Source organism: Streptomyces sp. NPDC030165 (assembly GCF_055573595.1).
Map to the genome: position 1 here is coordinate 326194 of NZ_JBVIBD010000006.1, position 15464 is coordinate 341657.

A 15464-nucleotide genomic window follows, 5' to 3' on the forward strand; every position below is an offset into this window, starting at 1 on the left:
GCGCCCCCTATGCCTCGGAACCGTGGGTTAGGTCACGCTTACCGCCAGTTCCGCTCGGGCAGTAAGGACCGTAGAGTCGTTTGACGGCGCGCCCCTGTCGACCACACCCCTGCCGACCTCCCGAGGACGGATCCGCCATGCCTCGTCCGACTGCCGCACAGCTCGCCTACGGATCGGCCACCGTCGTCTTCTCGACCCTCGCGCTGTTACTGCTCTCGCAGACGCGGACCGGGGTCGGAATCGCGGTCATCGCCGTCGCAGCCCTGGCCCTCGGCCTGCTGGTCGCCCTCACGGCGCCGCTGCCGGGGGTTTCTCATGTGGCGCGCCGCCGAACGGCCCGCCGCCCGGGCGCGCGGGTGCCCGCCGCCACCGGCCCGGCGGCCCCGCGCCTGCCGCGCCAACGCACCCCCGCGGGCGTCTCCTCTGAGGCCCGCGTCAGCGAGCACTCCAGTTAGTCGCCCGTCCGTGGCTGGTGGACGCGCGTAGGCGGCCGGGCACCGCTCGGAAGAGGGGTGCGCCGACCGCCGGTTGACGCGCCGAAGCCGCCAGGAGGGGACGCCAGGAGCCGGGAAGAGCCGGGGCGCGCGGTCCCTTCTAGGGGGCGGGCGCCCTCGGCGTCCGGTGTCAGGCCGTGGAGACCACCACCGTCTTGGCCGTCTTGTCGTGCAGGCACTGCTGGTACGGCTTGTCCCATGTGCACCACAGCACGTTGACGAGCCAGAAGATGAAGCCGCAGCACGGCACGATCTCCGGCAGCGTGTAGACCGCCGCCCGCACCCAGCCCGCCTGCCCGGCCGGTACCGAGCCGTCCTCCAGCATTCCCACCCGGATCTTCATCGCCATCTTGCCGACGGTCTGGCCGCGGCTGGTGAGCATCAGGCCCTCGTAGACGAGGTAGACCAGCATCGTCACGAGGGAGACGGACGCCTGGCGTCCGGTGTCGGTGCCGTCGGTCGTCCAGTAGTCGAAGCCGCCGACGATGGCGCTCATGATCAGGCCGACCGGTACGCAGATGATGATCCAGTCGATGATGCGGGCGACCAGGCGGCGGCCGCGGCCGGCCAGCGGCGGCATGCCGGCCAGCGGGTCGGCGGCGCCGTACTGGCCGCCGTACGGATTGCCCCCGTACGGGTCACCGCCGTACGGAGGCGGCGGCATCCCGCCGGGCGGCGGGGCGCTGCCGGATGGCGGGGCACCGCCGCCGTACGGGTCCCCGCCGGGGGGCTGTTCGCCGTACGGGGTGGAGTTGGCGGGCCGGTCGTACGGGGAGCCGCCCGACGGCGGGGAACCGTACGGAGAGCCACCGGCCGGCTCGTTCCGGTACGGAGAGCCGCCCGACGGCGGTTCCTGCGGCTTCTTCAGGAACGGGTCTTCCTCCGGCGGTTCGCCTCCGGAGCCGGGCCTGGGCTGGTCGGTGCTCATGGCCCGAGTCGAACCCGGGCCGCCCGCCGCCGCATCCGGCGAGGTCCGGCCGGGTGACGCGGCCGGACGGGCACCCTGCTTCCCGGTCTGCTTGCCGGCCCGCTTCCCGGTCTGCTTCCCGGTCTATTTCTCGGCGACGAAAGTACGGGCGATCTTGTCGTGCCAGCACTGCCGCCACGGCCGGTCGAACAGGCACCACACGGCGTTGACGACGCCGACCACCAGGACGCCGAGCACGCCGTACACCAGCCACCGCTTGACGACGGCGGACATCGGCGGGGTGTCGTGGCTCTCGATGTCCAGCACCTTGACGCCGCACAGCTTCTTGCCGAGCGTGTGGCCCCACTTGGCGGTGGGCAGCACCTCGTACAGGCCGCCGCCGATGAGCAGCACGGCGAGCACGATGGCCAGGTAGGGGCCGGTCGTGCCGTCCAGCAGGTAGACGGTGACCTCCCGCCCGGACTGCTTGGCGGCCTCCACCTTGGCGTCGATGTGGTCGACGGCCGGGCCCCACAGCGGTACGGCGGCGGCGCCGGTGATCACGGCGAGGGCCAGCGTGTCGATCAGGCGCGCGGCGAACCGGCGGCCCAGGGAGGCGGGACGGCCCTGTTCCTGCGCGGCGGCGAGGAACGGGTCGGAGGTCGGCGGCTTCCAGGGGACGACGCCCTCGGCCGCGCCGCCGTCCTGCTGCGGCGGGAAGCCGGAGAAGGGGGCGGGCTGGGGACCGGGCGCGGGGGCCGGGGCGGGTGCCTGCGGGCCGGGAGCGGGGGCGGGGACCGGTCCGGCGGTGGGGCCCGGGGCGGGCTGGGGCGGAGCCTGGTGGGCGGGAACGTGCGGAGCCGAAGCGTGCGGCACCGGAGACTGCTGCGGCGCCTGGGGCTGCTGTGTCGGGAACGGCTGGTGCTGCACCGGCGGCGCGACGGGACCCGGCCCGGGCTGCGGCTGTACGGGCCCCTGCGGGGCCTGCTGGGCCGGTCCCTGGGCGGTCGGCCCCTGGGCCCCGGGGCCGGGCTGCGCGGCGGCCTGCTGCGGGCCTGGGCCCGCCGCCGGCTGCTGCGCGCCGGTGGACGGCAGCGGCTGCGGGGCCGTGGCGCCGGGCAGCGGCGACGCCGGGGCGCCGCCGGCCTGCTGCGCCACCCGGATCGCCATCGTGTCGCTCTTGCCGGCCGCGTTGCCGCCCGGGTTCTGGCCGGGGCGTACGGCGCGCATCGTGGTCGTACTGCGATCGCCGCGCGCGCCCCCTTCGTCCCGTACGGCCCGGATGGTGACCGTGCCTTCGGACCGCGGGGGCTCATCGCCGGTCGCCGGCGCACCGGCAGGGGCGGCCTCCTCGCGCTGCTGCGGCAGGCCGGCCCGCTGCTCCTCGGGTGAGCCCCAGGCGATCCGGCGGTCCTGCTCGCCGCCGAAGCCGCTCTGCCGGGCGGTGTCGGCCTGCCAGGCGGAGGCGGGCGCGCCCGCACCGGAGGGGCCGCCCGCGTCGGTCAGCCGGCCGTGCTCCTCCTCCTCGTCGAGGAAGACCGGGCCGGTCTCCTCCACGGCGGGAGTGGGGGCCGGTGCGGGCGCGGGGGTCCGGGCGGCGCCGGGCGGCGGCGCGGGCAGCGCCTCGCCTTCGGCGGGAGCGGGGCGGCTGGTGCCCGGCACCCACGCGGCACCGTTCCAGTACCGGATGTAGCCGGGGATGGACGGGTCCGGGTAGAAGCCTGGCGTGGGGCTGCCGCCGGCGGATCCTGAGGAAGGGGCGCTCATGTCCGAAGTCCCGTATCTGTTCTCGGCCTGGTGTGGTGGGTGGGGCATGTGCAGTCTGCCGCAACGCAGCGTCCACATCTATCAGACGGAGGGTCGGGCCGGGTGTCCCGGCCGGGCGGGACCACCTGGAAGAGGCCCGCGAAAAAAGTTGTGCGAAGTCGCGTAATGGTCCGGGCACCGGGGCCTCTAAAGAGGTGCGGGCCCGGTCACAGGGGTCCGCAGGAGGTACCGAAAGAGAGGCGGACCGTATGCACACCGTGGTGGAACGAGAGCTGGAGCTGGGTCTGGTCCTGTCGCCGGAGCGCAGCATCCCCGTCCCGGCCCGGCTGACCTATCGCACGGACGACCCGTACGCCGTCCACGTCACCTTCCACGTCGGCTCGGACGCCCCCGTCAACTGGACGTTCGCCCGCGAACTGCTCGTCGAGGGGGTGTTCCGCCCGTGCGGTCACGGTGACGTGCGGGTGTGGCCCACGAAGGTGGAGGGGCGCAGCCTGGTCTGCATGGCGCTCAGTTCCCCGGACGGCGACGCGCTGCTGGAGGCGCCGGCCGCGGCGGTCTCGGCGTGGCTGGAGCGCACGCTGCGCGTCGTGCCGCCGGGGTCGGAGCAGGAGCATCTGGGGCTGGACAAAGGGCTGAGCGCACTGCTGGCGATGACGCCGCGGGACGACCTGTGGCTGTCCGACCCGTGGCCGTCGGACGAGTCGCCGGAGACCGGGGCGTAGCGGGTGGGACGGCGCACGGACCGGTTGCGGCCGGCCGGTCCGGCCCCGGGCGTACGGGGCCGGGAGGGCCTGTTACCAGGGTCAGGACGCGGCGGTACCGAGGTCGGCCAGGCTGTGGCTGCGGGTGAGGAACTCGATGGCGTGGCCGTCCGGGTCGCTGACGTAGACCCCGCGGCCGCCCGCCAGGTGGTTGATCTCCTGCGGCTGCCGGCGGTACGGGTCCGCCCAGTACGGCAGTTCGCGCTCCTGGATACGGGCGAGGATCGCGTCGAACTCCTCCTCGGAGACCCGGAACGCGAGGTGCTGCGGCACGATCGCGTCCGGCTCGACGACGTGCTCGGCGTAGTCGATGGTCAGGCCGTTCGCGGTCGGCACGGCGGCGAACGGACCGAACGCCGTCGGCTCCTCCAGGCCGGCCAGCTCCGCGAGGAAGCGTGCGGAGGCGAACTTGTCGGTGGCGTGGATGATGGTGTGGTCGAGTTGCACGGACACGGTGTGCCTCCTGCGAAGGTCGGGGTGTCCAGGTCCGTCGAGCCCGGGCACTCCTGACCGTACGGCGGCACACCGCGCCCGGGTATCGGGATTCCGACCTACGTCGCCGGTCCGGGCATCCCCGGACCGACGTCCTCGTCCCCGGCACGTTCTCAGTCCCGATACGCCCTCAGCCCCGATAGGTCTCCAGCAGCCGCAGCCACACCTCGCTGATCGTCGGATAGGCGGGCACCGCGTGCCACAGGCGGGCGAGGGGGACTTCGCCGGCCACCGCGACGGTCGCCGAGTGGAGGAGTTCGCCGACCGCGGGGCCGGCGAAGGTGACGCCGAGGAGGGTCTCGCGGTCCAGGTCGACGATCATGCGGGCGCGGCCGCGGTAGCCGTCGGCGTACAGGCCGGCGCCCGCGACCGAGCCGAGGTCGAAGTCGACGACGCGGGTGCGGTGGCCTGCGCGTTCGGCCTCGGCGGCGGTCAGGCCGACGGAGGCCACCTCGGGGTCGGTGAACACGACCTGGGGTACGGCGGCGGTGTCGGCGGTCGCGGCGTGTGCGCCCCAGCGGCCGGTGTCCAGGTCCGTGGTGCCCCGGGCCTGTGCGGCGATGGCGGCGCCGACGATGCGGGCCTGGTACTTGCCCTGGTGGGTCAGGAGCGCGCGGTGGTTGACGTCGCCGACGGCGTACAGCCAGCCGCCCGCCACGTCCCGTACCCGGCAGGTGTCGTCGGTCTCCAGCCAGGAGCCGGGTTCCAGGCCGACCGTCTCCAGGCCGATGCCGTCGGTGCGCGGCGCGCGTCCGGTGGCGAACAGGACCTCGTCGGCGACGATCTCCTCGTCGCTGTCGAGCACGACGGTGGCGGGTCCGTTGGGCATCTCCCGGCGCACCGCGCTCACCGAGACTCCGGTGCGCACGGTGGCGCCTGCCGCGGCCAGGGATTCGGCGACCAGTTCGCCCGCGAACGGCTCCATCTTGGGCAGCAGCCCGCCGCCGCGCACCAGGAGGGTCACGGCGGAGCCCAGCGCCTGCCAGGCGGTGGCCATTTCGACGCCGACGACTCCACCGCCGACCACCACCAGGCGCGGCGGTACGGACTGCGCGCTGGTCGCCTCGCGGCTGGTCCAGGGGCGGGCGGCGGCCAGGCCGGGGAGGTCCGGGAGTACGGCGCGGCTGCCGGTGCAGACGGCGACGGCGTGCCGGGCGGTGAGGACGCGTTCCCCGCCGCCGTCGGTGCCGGTGGCGACCACCACCCGCCGGGGGCCGTCGAGGCGGGCCCGGCCGCGGACGAAGTCGATGCCGGCCGAGTCCAGCCACCGGACCTGGCCGTCGTCCTTCCAGTGGGACGCGAACGCGTCGCGGTGGGCGAGCACCGCCTTGGTGTCCAGCGGCGCGGACGCCGCCTGGTGCAGGCCGGGGACGCGGCGTGCGTCGGCGCGGGCGGTGACCGGGCGCAGCAGCGCCTTGCTGGGCATGCAGGCCCAGTACGAGCACTCGCCGCCGACCAGTTCACTCTCCACGATCACCACGCTCAGGCCGAGGGCGTGGGCCCGGTCGGCCACGTTCTCGCCGGTGGGCCCGGCGCCCAGCACGACGACGTCGTACGTGTCCCGGCCCGCGGGCTCTTCGGCCCCTGTGGTGGCTGGCATCGCTCATCGCTCCCTGCGTCGGCGTCGCGGCAATCGGCTCCATCCTCGTCGCGGGAGCCCGGCCCGGCCACATGTATCGGGGCATTCGCGGGCCGGCGCGGCAGCCGTACGGTTCGCGGGCCGGCTGTACGGTTCGCGGGTTCGCCGTACGGGCCGGGTTCTCAGGACGCGCGGCGTTCCACGGCGTCCTTGGCCTCCTTGAGGTCGGCGCCGGTCAGTTCCCGGTAGCGCTTGATCGCCTCGATCTTGCGGCCCTTGTGCAGCAGCGCGTCGATCTCGGCCATGCCCTCGGGGCCGGTCTCCTCGATACCGAGGTGTTCCATGATCAGGTCCAGCTTGCGGTCCATGCGCCGGAGCCGGCGGTCGAGGTTCTTGTGGCGCACGTCCGCGGAGGAGGTGAGCACGACGATGACGACGACGGCGGCCGCGATGGCCGTCCAGAGTTCGGAGTTCATGGCGTTGACCTTAGAAGACGCCGGTCACAGCCCGGGTCCGTACCCCGGCGCGGGCTCTCTCAGAAGACCTTTCCGGGGTTGAGCAGCCCCAGCGGGTCGAAGACGGCCTTGATGCCGCGGTGCATCTCCAGGCCGACCGGGCCCAGCTCGCGGGCCAGCCACTCCTTCTTCAGGACACCGACGCCGTGTTCGCCGGTGATCGTGCCGCCCAGTTCCAGGCCGAGCGCCATGATCTCGTCGAAGGATTCGCGGGCGCGCCGGGACTCGTCGGGGTCGTTGGCGTCGAAGCAGACGGTGGGGTGGGTGTTGCCGTCGCCCGCGTGTGCGCAGACGCCGATGACCAGGCCGTACTTCTCGGCGATGGCGGCGGTGCCGTCGAGCATGGCGGCGAGCTTCGAGCGCGGTACGCACACGTCGTCGATCATCGTGGCGGACTTGACGCGTTCCAGGGCGGTGAGGGTCAGCCGCCGCGCCTGGAGGAGGAGGTCGGACTCGGCCGGAGTGTCGGCCGGTACGACCTCGGTGGCGCCGGCGGCCTTGCACAGTTCGCCGACGGCGGCGAGGTCGGCGGCCGGTTCGGGGGTGTCGAAGGCGGCCAGGAGGAGCGCTTCGGTGCTGTCGGGCAGGCCCATGTTCGCCATCGCGTTGACGGCGCGGATGCTCGTACGGTCCATGAGTTCGAGCAGCGAGGGGGAGTGGCCGCGCGCCATGATCTCGCAGATGGCGTCGCAGGCGGCTGCGGTGGAGGGGAACTCCGCGGCCAGGGCGAGCTGCTGGGGCGGCTCGGGCTTGAGGGCGAGAACGGCGCGTACGACGATGCCGAGGCTGCCCTCGGAGCCGACGAACAGGCGGGTGAGGTCGTAGCCCGCGACGCCCTTGGCGGTGCGGCGGCCGGTCTTGAGCAGCCGGCCGTCGGCGAGGACGACGTCCAGGCCGAGGACGTACTCGGCGGTGACGCCGTACTTGACGCAGCACAGGCCGCCGGAGGCGGTGCCGATGTTGCCGCCGATGGAGCACTCCTCCCAGCTGGAGGGGTCCGGCGGGTAGTAGAGGCCGTGCTCGTTGACGGCGCGGGAGAGGACCGCGTTGACCACGCCGGGCTCGACGACGGCGATCCGGTCGACGGGGTTGATCTCGATGATCCGGTCCATCTTGACCAGGGAGAGCACGATGCAGCCGTCGCAGGCGTTGGCGGCGCCCGACAGGCCGGTGCGGGCGCCCTGGGGGACGACCGGTACGCGCAGCGCGGTGGCGGTGCGCATCACGTGCTGGACCTGCTCGGCCGTACGCGGCAGGACGACGACGGCGGGCGTGCCGGCCTCGCAGAAGCTCGCCATGTCGTGGGCGTAGGCGCCGGTGACGTCGGGGTCGGTGAGGATCGCTTCCGCGGGCAGGGCGTCGCGCAGGCGTGCGATGAGGTCCATGCCGTCAGCCTCCCATCCGTGGGCCGTACACGGAAGATCCTCTCCCGCACCCGGGTGGCGGTCCCGGGTGCGGGAGCGCCGCTCCCCGCGGGAAGGGCCACGGCCCCGCCGGGTCAGGTCCGGCGGGGCCGCGGGGGTGGGGGGTGGCGTCCGAGGGGCACCCGGGCGGAGGCCGGATGTCAGAGGTTGCCGCGGCGTTCCTGCTCCCGCTCGATGGCCTCGAAGAGGGCCTTGAAGTTGCCCTTGCCGAAGCCCAGCGAGCCGTGCCGCTCGATCAGTTCGAAGAAGACGGTGGGGCGGTCCTGGACGGGCTTGGTGAAGATCTGTAGCAGGTAGCCGTCCTCGTCGCGGTCGACGAGGATCTTCAGCTCGCGCAGCGTCTCGACCGGGACGCGGGTCTCGCCCGCCCACTCGCCGAGGGTGTCGTAGTAAGAGTCCGGCGTGTCGAGGAATTCGACGCCCGCCGCGCGCATGGCCCGTACGCTCGCCACGATGTCGTTGGTGGCCAGCGCGATGTGCTGGCAGCCGGGCCCGCCGTAGAACTCCAGGTACTCGTCGATCTGCGACTTCTTCTTGGCGATGGCCGGCTCGTTGAGCGGGAACTTCACCTTGCGGGTGCCGTCCGCGACCACTTTCGACATCAGGGCGCTGTACTCGGTGGCGATGTCCGAGCCGACGAACTCCTTCATGTTCGTGAAGCCCATGACGTTGTTGTAGAAGGAGACCCACTCGTCCATCTTGCCGAGCTCGACGTTGCCGACGCAGTGGTCGATGGCCTGGAAGCGGCGCTTTCCGGGCTCGACGATGGGGTCGGCGGCGACATAGCCGGGCAGGTAGGGGCCGTCGTAATCGGTGCGCTCGACCAGGGTGTGGCGGGTCTTGCCGTACGTGGCGATGGAGGCGCGGACGACGACGCCGTGCTCGTCCTTGGTCTCGTACGGCTCCTCGATGCCGGTGGCGCCGTGCTCCAGGGCGTACGCGTAGGCGGCGCGCGCGTCCGGCACCTCTATGGCGAGGTCGATGACACCGTCGCCGTGGGCGGCGACGTGGTCGGCCAGGAAGCGGCCCCAGTCGGTGGCCGGCTTGATGACGGAGGTGAACACGAAACGGGCGCCGCCGGATTCGAGCACGTAACTGGCGGTCTCGCGGCTGCCGTTCTCCGGTCCGCGGTAGGCGACGCGCTTCATGCCGAAGGCGGTGGCGTAGTAGTGCGCTGCCTGCTTGGCGTTGCCGACGGCGAAGACGACCGCGTCCATCCCCTTGACCGGGAAGGGATCGGCCTGCCGAGCACTGGTGGGGGTGGTGTGGTCCGTGGTCTGTGTCATGCCCGCAGACTCCCCCTGGCGCACAAGGTGCGCAATAGTTTGCGCGTTCACTGGGCATCCTGTACAGCGAACCGCGTAATTCACCGGACGATTCGTACACGATGACCATCAATTTCGGAGGCAACGGCCGTGGCGATCGATCATTTGGACGGCAGGCTCTTGGAGCTGCTCGCCGAGGAACCGCGCATCGGCGTACTGGAGGCGTCGCGCCGGCTCGGGGTGGCGCGCGGCACGGCGCAGGCGCGTCTGGACCGGCTTCAGTCGAACGGAGTGATCCGGGGGTTCGGTCCTGACGTGGACCCCGCGGCGCTGGGCTACCCGGTCACCGCGTTCGCGACATTGGAGATCAAACAGGGCCAAGGGGCCGACGTACGGGCCCACTTGGCGTCCGTGCCGGAAGTGCTGGAGCTGCATACAACGACGGGACATGGGGACATGCTGTGCAGACTGGTGGCCCGTTCCAACGCCGATCTGCAACGGGTGATCGACCGTGTTGTGGGTTTCGATGGCATCATGCGGGCTTCCACCGCGATTGTCATGGAAAATCCCGTTCCGTTGCGCATCATCCCCCTGGTCAAACAAGCTTCGGGGGACTGACCGAGGAGAGCGCGTGTGAGCTTCTGGGAGTACGTCGGCAACCGGCACACCCAGCTGCTGACGGATACGTTTCAGCACGCCAGCGCCGTCTTCCAGTGCATGGTGCTCGCCACCGTGCTCGGAGTGCTGCTCGGCGTCGCGACGTACCGCAGTGAGTGGGCCGGGAACCTGGCCACCGCCACGACCGCGACCATCCTGACGGTGCCCTCACTGGCCCTGATCGGCCTGCTGGTGCCGATCGTCGGCCTCGGCGTGGCGCCCACCGTCATCGCCCTGACCCTGTACGGGCTGCTGCCGGTCGTCCGCAACGCCGTCGTCGGCCTGCGCGGCGTGGACCCCTCGCTGATCGACGCCGCCAAGGGCATCGGGATGTCCCGTACGGCCCGGCTACTGCGGGTGGAACTGCCGCTGGCCTGGCCGCCGATCCTGACCGGCATCCGGGTATCGACCCAGATGCTGATGGGCATCGCGGCCATCGCCGCGTACGCCTCCGGGCCCGGCCTGGGCAACGAGATCTTCCGCGGCATCGCCTCCCTGGGCAGCGCCAACGCGCTCAACCAGGTGCTGTCCGGAACGCTCGGCATCGTCGTCCTCGCCCTGCTCTTCGACGCCGCGTACGTCCTGATCGGACGTCTGACCATTCCCAGGGGGATCCGTGCCTGAGACCACCGCATCCGGCGCCGGCATCGCGCTGGAGCACCTGACCAAGCGGTACCCGGGCAACCCCACGCCCGCGGTCGACGACGTCAGCATGGACATCAAACCGGGCGAGACGGTGATCCTCGTCGGGCCCTCGGGGTGCGGCAAGTCCACCACCCTGAAGATGATCAACCGGCTGATCGAGCCCACCTCCGGGCGGATCATGATCGGTGACGAGGACGTCACCGGCATCGACCCGGTCAGGCTGCGCCGCAAGGTCGGTTACGCCATCCAGTCGTCCGGCCTGTTCCCGCACATGACCGTCGCCCAGAACATCGCCCTGGTCCCGAAGATGACCGGCTGGCCGAAGGCGAAGGTCAGCAGCCGCGTCGAGGAGATGCTCGACCTCGTCGGCCTGGACCCGCGCGAGTTCCACGGCCGCTACCCGCGGCAGCTGTCCGGCGGGCAGCAGCAGCGGGTCGGCGTGGCGCGGGCGCTGGCCGCCGACCCGCCCGTGCTGCTCATGGACGAGCCGTTCGGCGCGGTCGACCCGATCACCCGCGACCACCTCCAGGACGAGCTGATCCGGCTCCAGCACGAACTGCGCAAGACGATCGTCTTCGTCACCCACGACTTCGACGAGGCGATCAAGCTGGGCGACCGCATCGCGGTGCTGCGCGAAAGATCGCACATCGCGCAGTTCGACACCCCCGAGGCCATCCTCACCAACCCCGCCGACGACTTCGTCTCCGGCTTCGTGGGGGCGGGCGCGGCCCTCAAGCGCCTCAACCTCACCCGCGTACGGGACGTCGGCGTCGTCGACTTCCCCACCGCGTCCATGGACGACCCGCTGCAGTCCATCTTCGACCTGCTGCGCTCCGGCACCACCAACGAGATCCTGCTGCTGGACCGGCACCGGCGCCCGTACAAGTGGCTGCGGCGCGGCGACCTGATGCGCGCCAAGGGCTCGCTGGCCCGCGCGGGCACGCTCGTACACGACACGGTCACCCGCGACGCGACACTGCGCGACGCGCTGGAGGCGGTGCTCACCGACAACGCGGGCCGGGTCGCCGTCACCGGGCGGCGCGGCGAGTACATCGGTGTGGTCGACATGGAGACGCTGATGAACAACGTCCACGAACTGCTGGAGGCGGACCGGCTGGACGCCGTCGAGCACCGGCACGAGCTGGAGGAGCAGCGCGCACGCCAGACGCGGCTGGCCCAGGAGGGCGTGGATCCGGCGGGCGGCGCGCACGGGGTCAAGGCGTGAGCCCCCGGGACCGGCGCCGGCCGCCGAAGGGCGAGCGGCCGGCGGGCGAGCACGAGGTACGCGGAGTGCCGTTCCGCGACGAGGCGGCGGCCGCGGAGCGCAGGCCGGTGCTGACGGCGGAACCGGCGCCCGCCGCGCCCGCCACCCGGCCGCCGCGCCGGATCACCTGGAGGAAGACGGTCGCGGTGCCGGTCATGCTGGCGGCGGTGCTGCTCGCCACGTGGCTGTGGTTCCGGGGCGCCCGGCTGGACTCGATCGCCCACCAGGCGGTGGACGACGGCAAGGTGTGGCTGGCACTGCGCCAGCACCTCCAGCTGACCGCCGTCTCGACCTTCTTCGTCCTGATCATCGCGCTGCCGCTGGGCATCGCGCTGACCCGCGCCAGGCTGCGGCGGGCCTCGCCGTTCGCCGTGGCGGCGGCCAACCTCGGGCAGGCGGTACCCGCCCTGGGCCTGCTGGTGCTGCTGGTCGCCTGGATCGGCATCGGCCCCGAGGCCGCTGTCATCGGCATGGTCATCTACGCCGTCCTGCCGGTGCTGGCCAACACCATCGCGGGCCTGAAGGCCATCGACCCGACGCTGACCGAGGCCGCCCGCGGCATCGGCATGTCGGCCGTCGGGGTGCTGGGCAAGGTCGAACTGCCGCTGGCCGTACCGCTGATCCTGGCGGGTGTGCGCAACGCGCTCGTCCTGAACGTCGGCACCGCCACCCTGGCCACCTTCGGCGGTGGCGGCGGGCTCGGCGACCTGATCTCGGCGGGCATCATCACCCAGCGGATGCCGGTGCTGGTGCTCGGTTCCGTCCTGACGGTGGTGCTGGCGCTGCTGGTCGACTGGCTGGCGTCGCTCGTGGAACTGCTGCTGCGCCCGCGGGGGCTGGAGGTGGGGGAATGATGACCGCAGGACCACGCCGGCTCCGCCGGACCGTACCGGCCGCCACTGCCTGCCTGCTGCTGGGCGCGGCCGGACTGAGCGGCTGCGGGCTGGTCAGCGGCAGCCCGATGAGCGACGACGTGCGGCCCGGCACGATCGGCCGGGGGCAGCCCCTGAAGGGCGCCGAACTGACCGTGACCTCCAAGGAGTTCACCGAGAACATCATCCTGGGCCAGATCATGGGCCTGGCCTTCAAGGCGGCCGGCGCCACGGTCGTCGACAAGACCAACATCCAGGGCACGATCGGCGCCCGCGAGGCCGTCAAGTCCGGTACGGCGGACGGGATGTACGAGTACACCGGCACCGGCTGGATCACCCACCTCGGCCACGAGAAGCCCATCGTCGACCCGCAGAAGCAGTGGGAAGCCGTACGTGACGGCGACCGGGCCAACGGCCTGGAGTGGCTGCCGCAGTCGAAGCTGAACAACACCTACGCGCTGGCGCTCAACGCCGAGCAGTACGAGCGGCTGGGCGTCGAGACGCTGTCGGACGTCGCCGAGCTGTCCCGCAAGGACCCGGGCGCGGTCACGCTGTGCGCGGAGGCCGAGTTCTCCGCCCGTAACGACGGCCTGCCGGGCATGGCCAAGGCGTACGGCATGCGGATCCCGCCCGGCAACATCAGGAAAATGACCAGCGGCGTGGTCTACACCCAGGTGGCGGAGGGCCGGGCCTGCATCTTCGGCGAGGTCTACACGACCGACGGCCGGATCAAGGCGATGGGCCTGAAATCCCTCGAGGACGACCGGCACTTCTTCCCGAACTACAACGCCGCGCCCGAGATGAACGCGGCGACGATGAAGAAGTACCCGCAGATCGCGGACCTTCTCGCCCCGGTCACCGCGGCCCTGGACAACGCCGTCGCGCAGAGCCTGAACGCGAAGGTGGACGTGGACGGGCAGGACCCGCACGAGGTCGCCAAGGAGTGGATGGTCGAAAAGGGCTTCATCGAGGACGGGGGCTGAGGGGCCGCCCGGCTTCGGGTGCGACGGCTGAGGCGCGCCGGCGCGGACAGCTGCCGAGACCCCGGGGCCGGCACCTCCGTACGACCTCTCAGCAGCTGGGGACCTTGCCGCCGGACTTCAGCGCCTTGAGCGCGTCCACCGTGCCGGACAGCGTGGTGACCGGGATCAGCCGCATCCCCTCCGGCAGCTCTGCCTGCGCGTCCTTGCACTCCGACTGGGGCACGAGGAAGACCGAGGCGCCGTCCCGTCCCGCGGCCTGCGTCTTCAGGGAGACGCCGCCGACCGCGCCGACCTTGCCGTCCTCGGTGATCGTGCCGGTACCGGCGATTTTCCGCCCACCGGTCAGGTCGCCGCCCCTGCCGTCCCCGGCGAGCTTGTCGATGATGCCCAGCGAAAACAGCAGGCCGGCGCTGGGCCCGCCGATCGTGCCCAGGTCCAGCTTGACCTGGACGTCCTTGTCGCTCTTGTGCAGGTAGTTCAGGGCGGCGCGGGTGGCCACGTCCTGGGAGGAGCGCATGTCCTTCAGGTTGTGCTCCACGGCCTTCTCCGCCGTGTCGCCGACCGGGTAGACCGACTCGACCGGCATCACGGCCTGATCCGTACGGAACCAGCCCTTGACGATGTCCGGCAGCCGGACCGGCGCGTCGGGGCCGGTCGCCACGATCGCCGCCATCCTCAGCTGGCCGCTGGTCCCGCGGGTCGGCGCGCCGCTGATCGTGATCACCTGTTTGCCCTTGTGCTTGCCGAGCACGTCCGCCGTGTCGCCGGGGAAGGCGACCGAGAACGGCAGGGGCGCGAAGGCCACCGTGGCGAGGAGCGCGATGACCAGGGCGGCGCAGATCCCGAGGGCGCGAGTGCGAGAAGACACCCCGCCACCCTAGATGACCAGCGCCCCCGGCCCCTCACCACGGGGCGGCACCCGGTGGGCCCGGCTCACCGCAGCGCTTCGGACACCTCGCGGGCCGCCTCGACCACCCGGGGCCCGACCCGCTCGGGCACCGTGTCGGCGAGCATCACGACCCCGACGCTGCCCTCGATGCCGCTCACCCCGAGCAGCGGGGCCGCCGCGCCGCTCGCGCCCGCCTCCAACTCGCCGTGTGTCAGGGCCAGTCCGGCGTCCTCGATGCGCCCCTGGCGGGCCTTGAGTATCGCCCGCCCGGCCGCGCCCCGGTCCAGCGGATGCCGGAAGCCCGCGCGGTAGGCGACGTGGTAGTCGGTCCAGGACGGCTCGACGACGGCCACCGCCAGCGCTTCCGTACCGTCCACGAGCGTCAGGTGGGCGGTGGCGCCGATGTCCTCGGCCAGGGAGCGGAGGGCGGGCAGCGCCGCCTCGCGCACCAGCGGGTGCACCTGGCGGCCCAGGCGCAGCACGCCCAGGCCCACCCGGGCCCGGCCGCCGATGTCCCGGCGGACCAGGGCGTGCTGCTCCAGGGTGGCGAGCAGGCGGTAGACCACGGTCCGGTTGACCCCCAGCTTGGTGGAGAGCTCGGTGACGGTCAGGCCGTGGTCGGTGTCGGCGAGCAGTTTCAGGACGCGCAGTCCTCGGTCGAGCGTCTGGGAGGTCTCCGCGGTCACGACGCCCCCTCCTCGGGTGAGTGGCGGCTCGTCCGCGGGGTGCGCTGCCGGTCCCGGGGCAGCGCGCGCAAAGAGGCCGCCGGCCGCATGGCACCGGCTGCGCTCCGCGGCGGCGCTGCCACGGGGCGTGTGCGTGACCGGGACAGTAGCGAGCCAGTCCGGTGAGCGGAAGAGTCCGTCCAGAATCCGGTCTTCCGTGACCGCTTTGTCCCTGAACATCCGCAGGTCGTGACCGGTCGGCGGCGGACTCCGGCCTTTCGG

At 72.3% G+C, this 15464-nt stretch carries 16 protein-coding genes; 7 read left to right on the forward strand and 9 right to left on the reverse strand.

Features of this window, described 5'->3' with window-relative positions:
- The first annotated feature begins 137 nt into the window (after window positions 1–137).
- Complete coding sequence (locus ACZ4Z1_RS14595) at window positions 138–455, forward strand: hypothetical protein (protein WP_468486923.1); 318 nt, start codon at window positions 138–140, stop codon at window positions 453–455.
- A 169-nt stretch (window positions 456–624) separates the two neighbouring features.
- Here ACZ4Z1_RS14595 and ACZ4Z1_RS14600 read toward each other — a convergent pair whose 3' ends face one another.
- On the reverse strand, window positions 625–1422 hold the full coding sequence (locus tag ACZ4Z1_RS14600) for an RDD family protein (RefSeq protein ID WP_468486924.1): 798 nt from the start codon (window positions 1420–1422) through the stop codon (window positions 625–627).
- 123 nt (window positions 1423–1545) lie between these two features.
- The gene (locus ACZ4Z1_RS14605; protein ID WP_468486925.1) at window positions 1546–3168 is read right to left on the reverse strand and encodes an RDD family protein; all 1623 of its coding nucleotides are present in this window, start codon (window positions 3166–3168) and stop codon (window positions 1546–1548) included.
- Window positions 3169–3416: 248 nt separating this feature from the next.
- On the opposite strand from ACZ4Z1_RS14605, the gene ACZ4Z1_RS14610 reads away from it, so the two are divergent.
- Complete coding sequence (locus tag ACZ4Z1_RS14610; protein WP_468486926.1) at window positions 3417–3893, forward strand: SsgA family sporulation/cell division regulator; 477 nt, start codon at window positions 3417–3419, stop codon at window positions 3891–3893.
- A gap of 81 nt (window positions 3894–3974) precedes the next feature.
- On the opposite strand, the gene ACZ4Z1_RS14615 is transcribed toward ACZ4Z1_RS14610, so the two are convergent.
- From ACZ4Z1_RS14615 to hppD, 5 genes are all read right to left on the reverse strand, one after another.
- A complete protein-coding gene (locus tag ACZ4Z1_RS14615; RefSeq protein WP_468486927.1) occupies window positions 3975–4385 on the reverse strand; it encodes a VOC family protein in 411 nt (136 codons plus the stop codon).
- A gap of 169 nt (window positions 4386–4554) precedes the next feature.
- On the reverse strand, window positions 4555–6024 hold the full coding sequence (locus ACZ4Z1_RS14620) for a dihydrolipoyl dehydrogenase family protein (protein ID WP_468486928.1): 1470 nt from the start codon (window positions 6022–6024) through the stop codon (window positions 4555–4557).
- Window positions 6025–6185: 161 nt separating this feature from the next.
- A complete protein-coding gene (locus tag ACZ4Z1_RS14625; protein WP_468486929.1) occupies window positions 6186–6479 on the reverse strand; it encodes a ribosomal protein L7/L12 in 294 nt (97 codons plus the stop codon).
- 59 nt (window positions 6480–6538) lie between these two features.
- On the reverse strand, window positions 6539–7903 hold the full coding sequence (locus tag ACZ4Z1_RS14630) for an FAD-binding oxidoreductase (protein ID WP_468486930.1): 1365 nt from the start codon (window positions 7901–7903) through the stop codon (window positions 6539–6541).
- 179 nt (window positions 7904–8082) lie between these two features.
- Window positions 8083–9228 carry a 4-hydroxyphenylpyruvate dioxygenase gene (gene hppD / locus ACZ4Z1_RS14635; RefSeq protein ID WP_468486931.1) on the reverse strand — a complete coding sequence of 382 codons (1146 nt, stop codon included), beginning with the start codon at window positions 9226–9228 and terminating at the stop codon, window positions 8083–8085.
- Between the two features lie 129 nt (window positions 9229–9357).
- On the opposite strand from hppD, the gene ACZ4Z1_RS14640 reads away from it, so the two are divergent.
- The 5 genes from ACZ4Z1_RS14640 to ACZ4Z1_RS14660 are packed head-to-tail and all read left to right on the forward strand — an operon-like array spanning window position 9358 to window position 13628.
- On the forward strand, window positions 9358–9825 hold the full coding sequence (locus tag ACZ4Z1_RS14640) for an Lrp/AsnC family transcriptional regulator (RefSeq protein WP_073761201.1): 468 nt from the start codon (window positions 9358–9360) through the stop codon (window positions 9823–9825).
- Window positions 9826–9840: 15 nt separating this feature from the next.
- A complete protein-coding gene (locus tag ACZ4Z1_RS14645; protein WP_468486932.1) occupies window positions 9841–10488 on the forward strand; it encodes an ABC transporter permease in 648 nt (215 codons plus the stop codon).
- Window positions 10481–11734, forward strand: coding sequence for a betaine/proline/choline family ABC transporter ATP-binding protein (locus ACZ4Z1_RS14650; protein WP_468486933.1), 1254 nt, complete (start codon window positions 10481–10483; stop codon window positions 11732–11734). The genes ACZ4Z1_RS14645 and ACZ4Z1_RS14650 overlap by 8 nt, the downstream gene beginning before the upstream one ends.
- The gene (locus ACZ4Z1_RS14655; protein WP_468486934.1) at window positions 11731–12627 is read left to right on the forward strand and encodes an ABC transporter permease; all 897 of its coding nucleotides are present in this window, start codon (window positions 11731–11733) and stop codon (window positions 12625–12627) included. Before ACZ4Z1_RS14650 ends, ACZ4Z1_RS14655 begins: the two co-directional genes overlap by 4 nt.
- Entirely contained in the window at window positions 12627–13628 is a 1002-nt protein-coding gene (locus ACZ4Z1_RS14660) for a glycine betaine ABC transporter substrate-binding protein (RefSeq protein ID WP_468486935.1), read from the forward strand. Before ACZ4Z1_RS14655 ends, ACZ4Z1_RS14660 begins: the two co-directional genes overlap by 1 nt.
- 88 nt (window positions 13629–13716) lie before the next feature.
- Here ACZ4Z1_RS14660 and ACZ4Z1_RS14665 read toward each other — a convergent pair whose 3' ends face one another.
- A complete protein-coding gene (locus ACZ4Z1_RS14665) occupies window positions 13717–14496 on the reverse strand; it encodes a S16 family serine protease (protein ID WP_468486936.1) in 780 nt (259 codons plus the stop codon).
- Window positions 14497–14561: 65 nt separating this feature from the next.
- Window positions 14562–15203, reverse strand: a complete 642-nt coding sequence (locus ACZ4Z1_RS14670; protein WP_468486937.1) for an IclR family transcriptional regulator — start codon at window positions 15201–15203, stop codon at window positions 14562–14564.
- Between the last annotated feature and the right edge of the window lie 261 nt (window positions 15204–15464).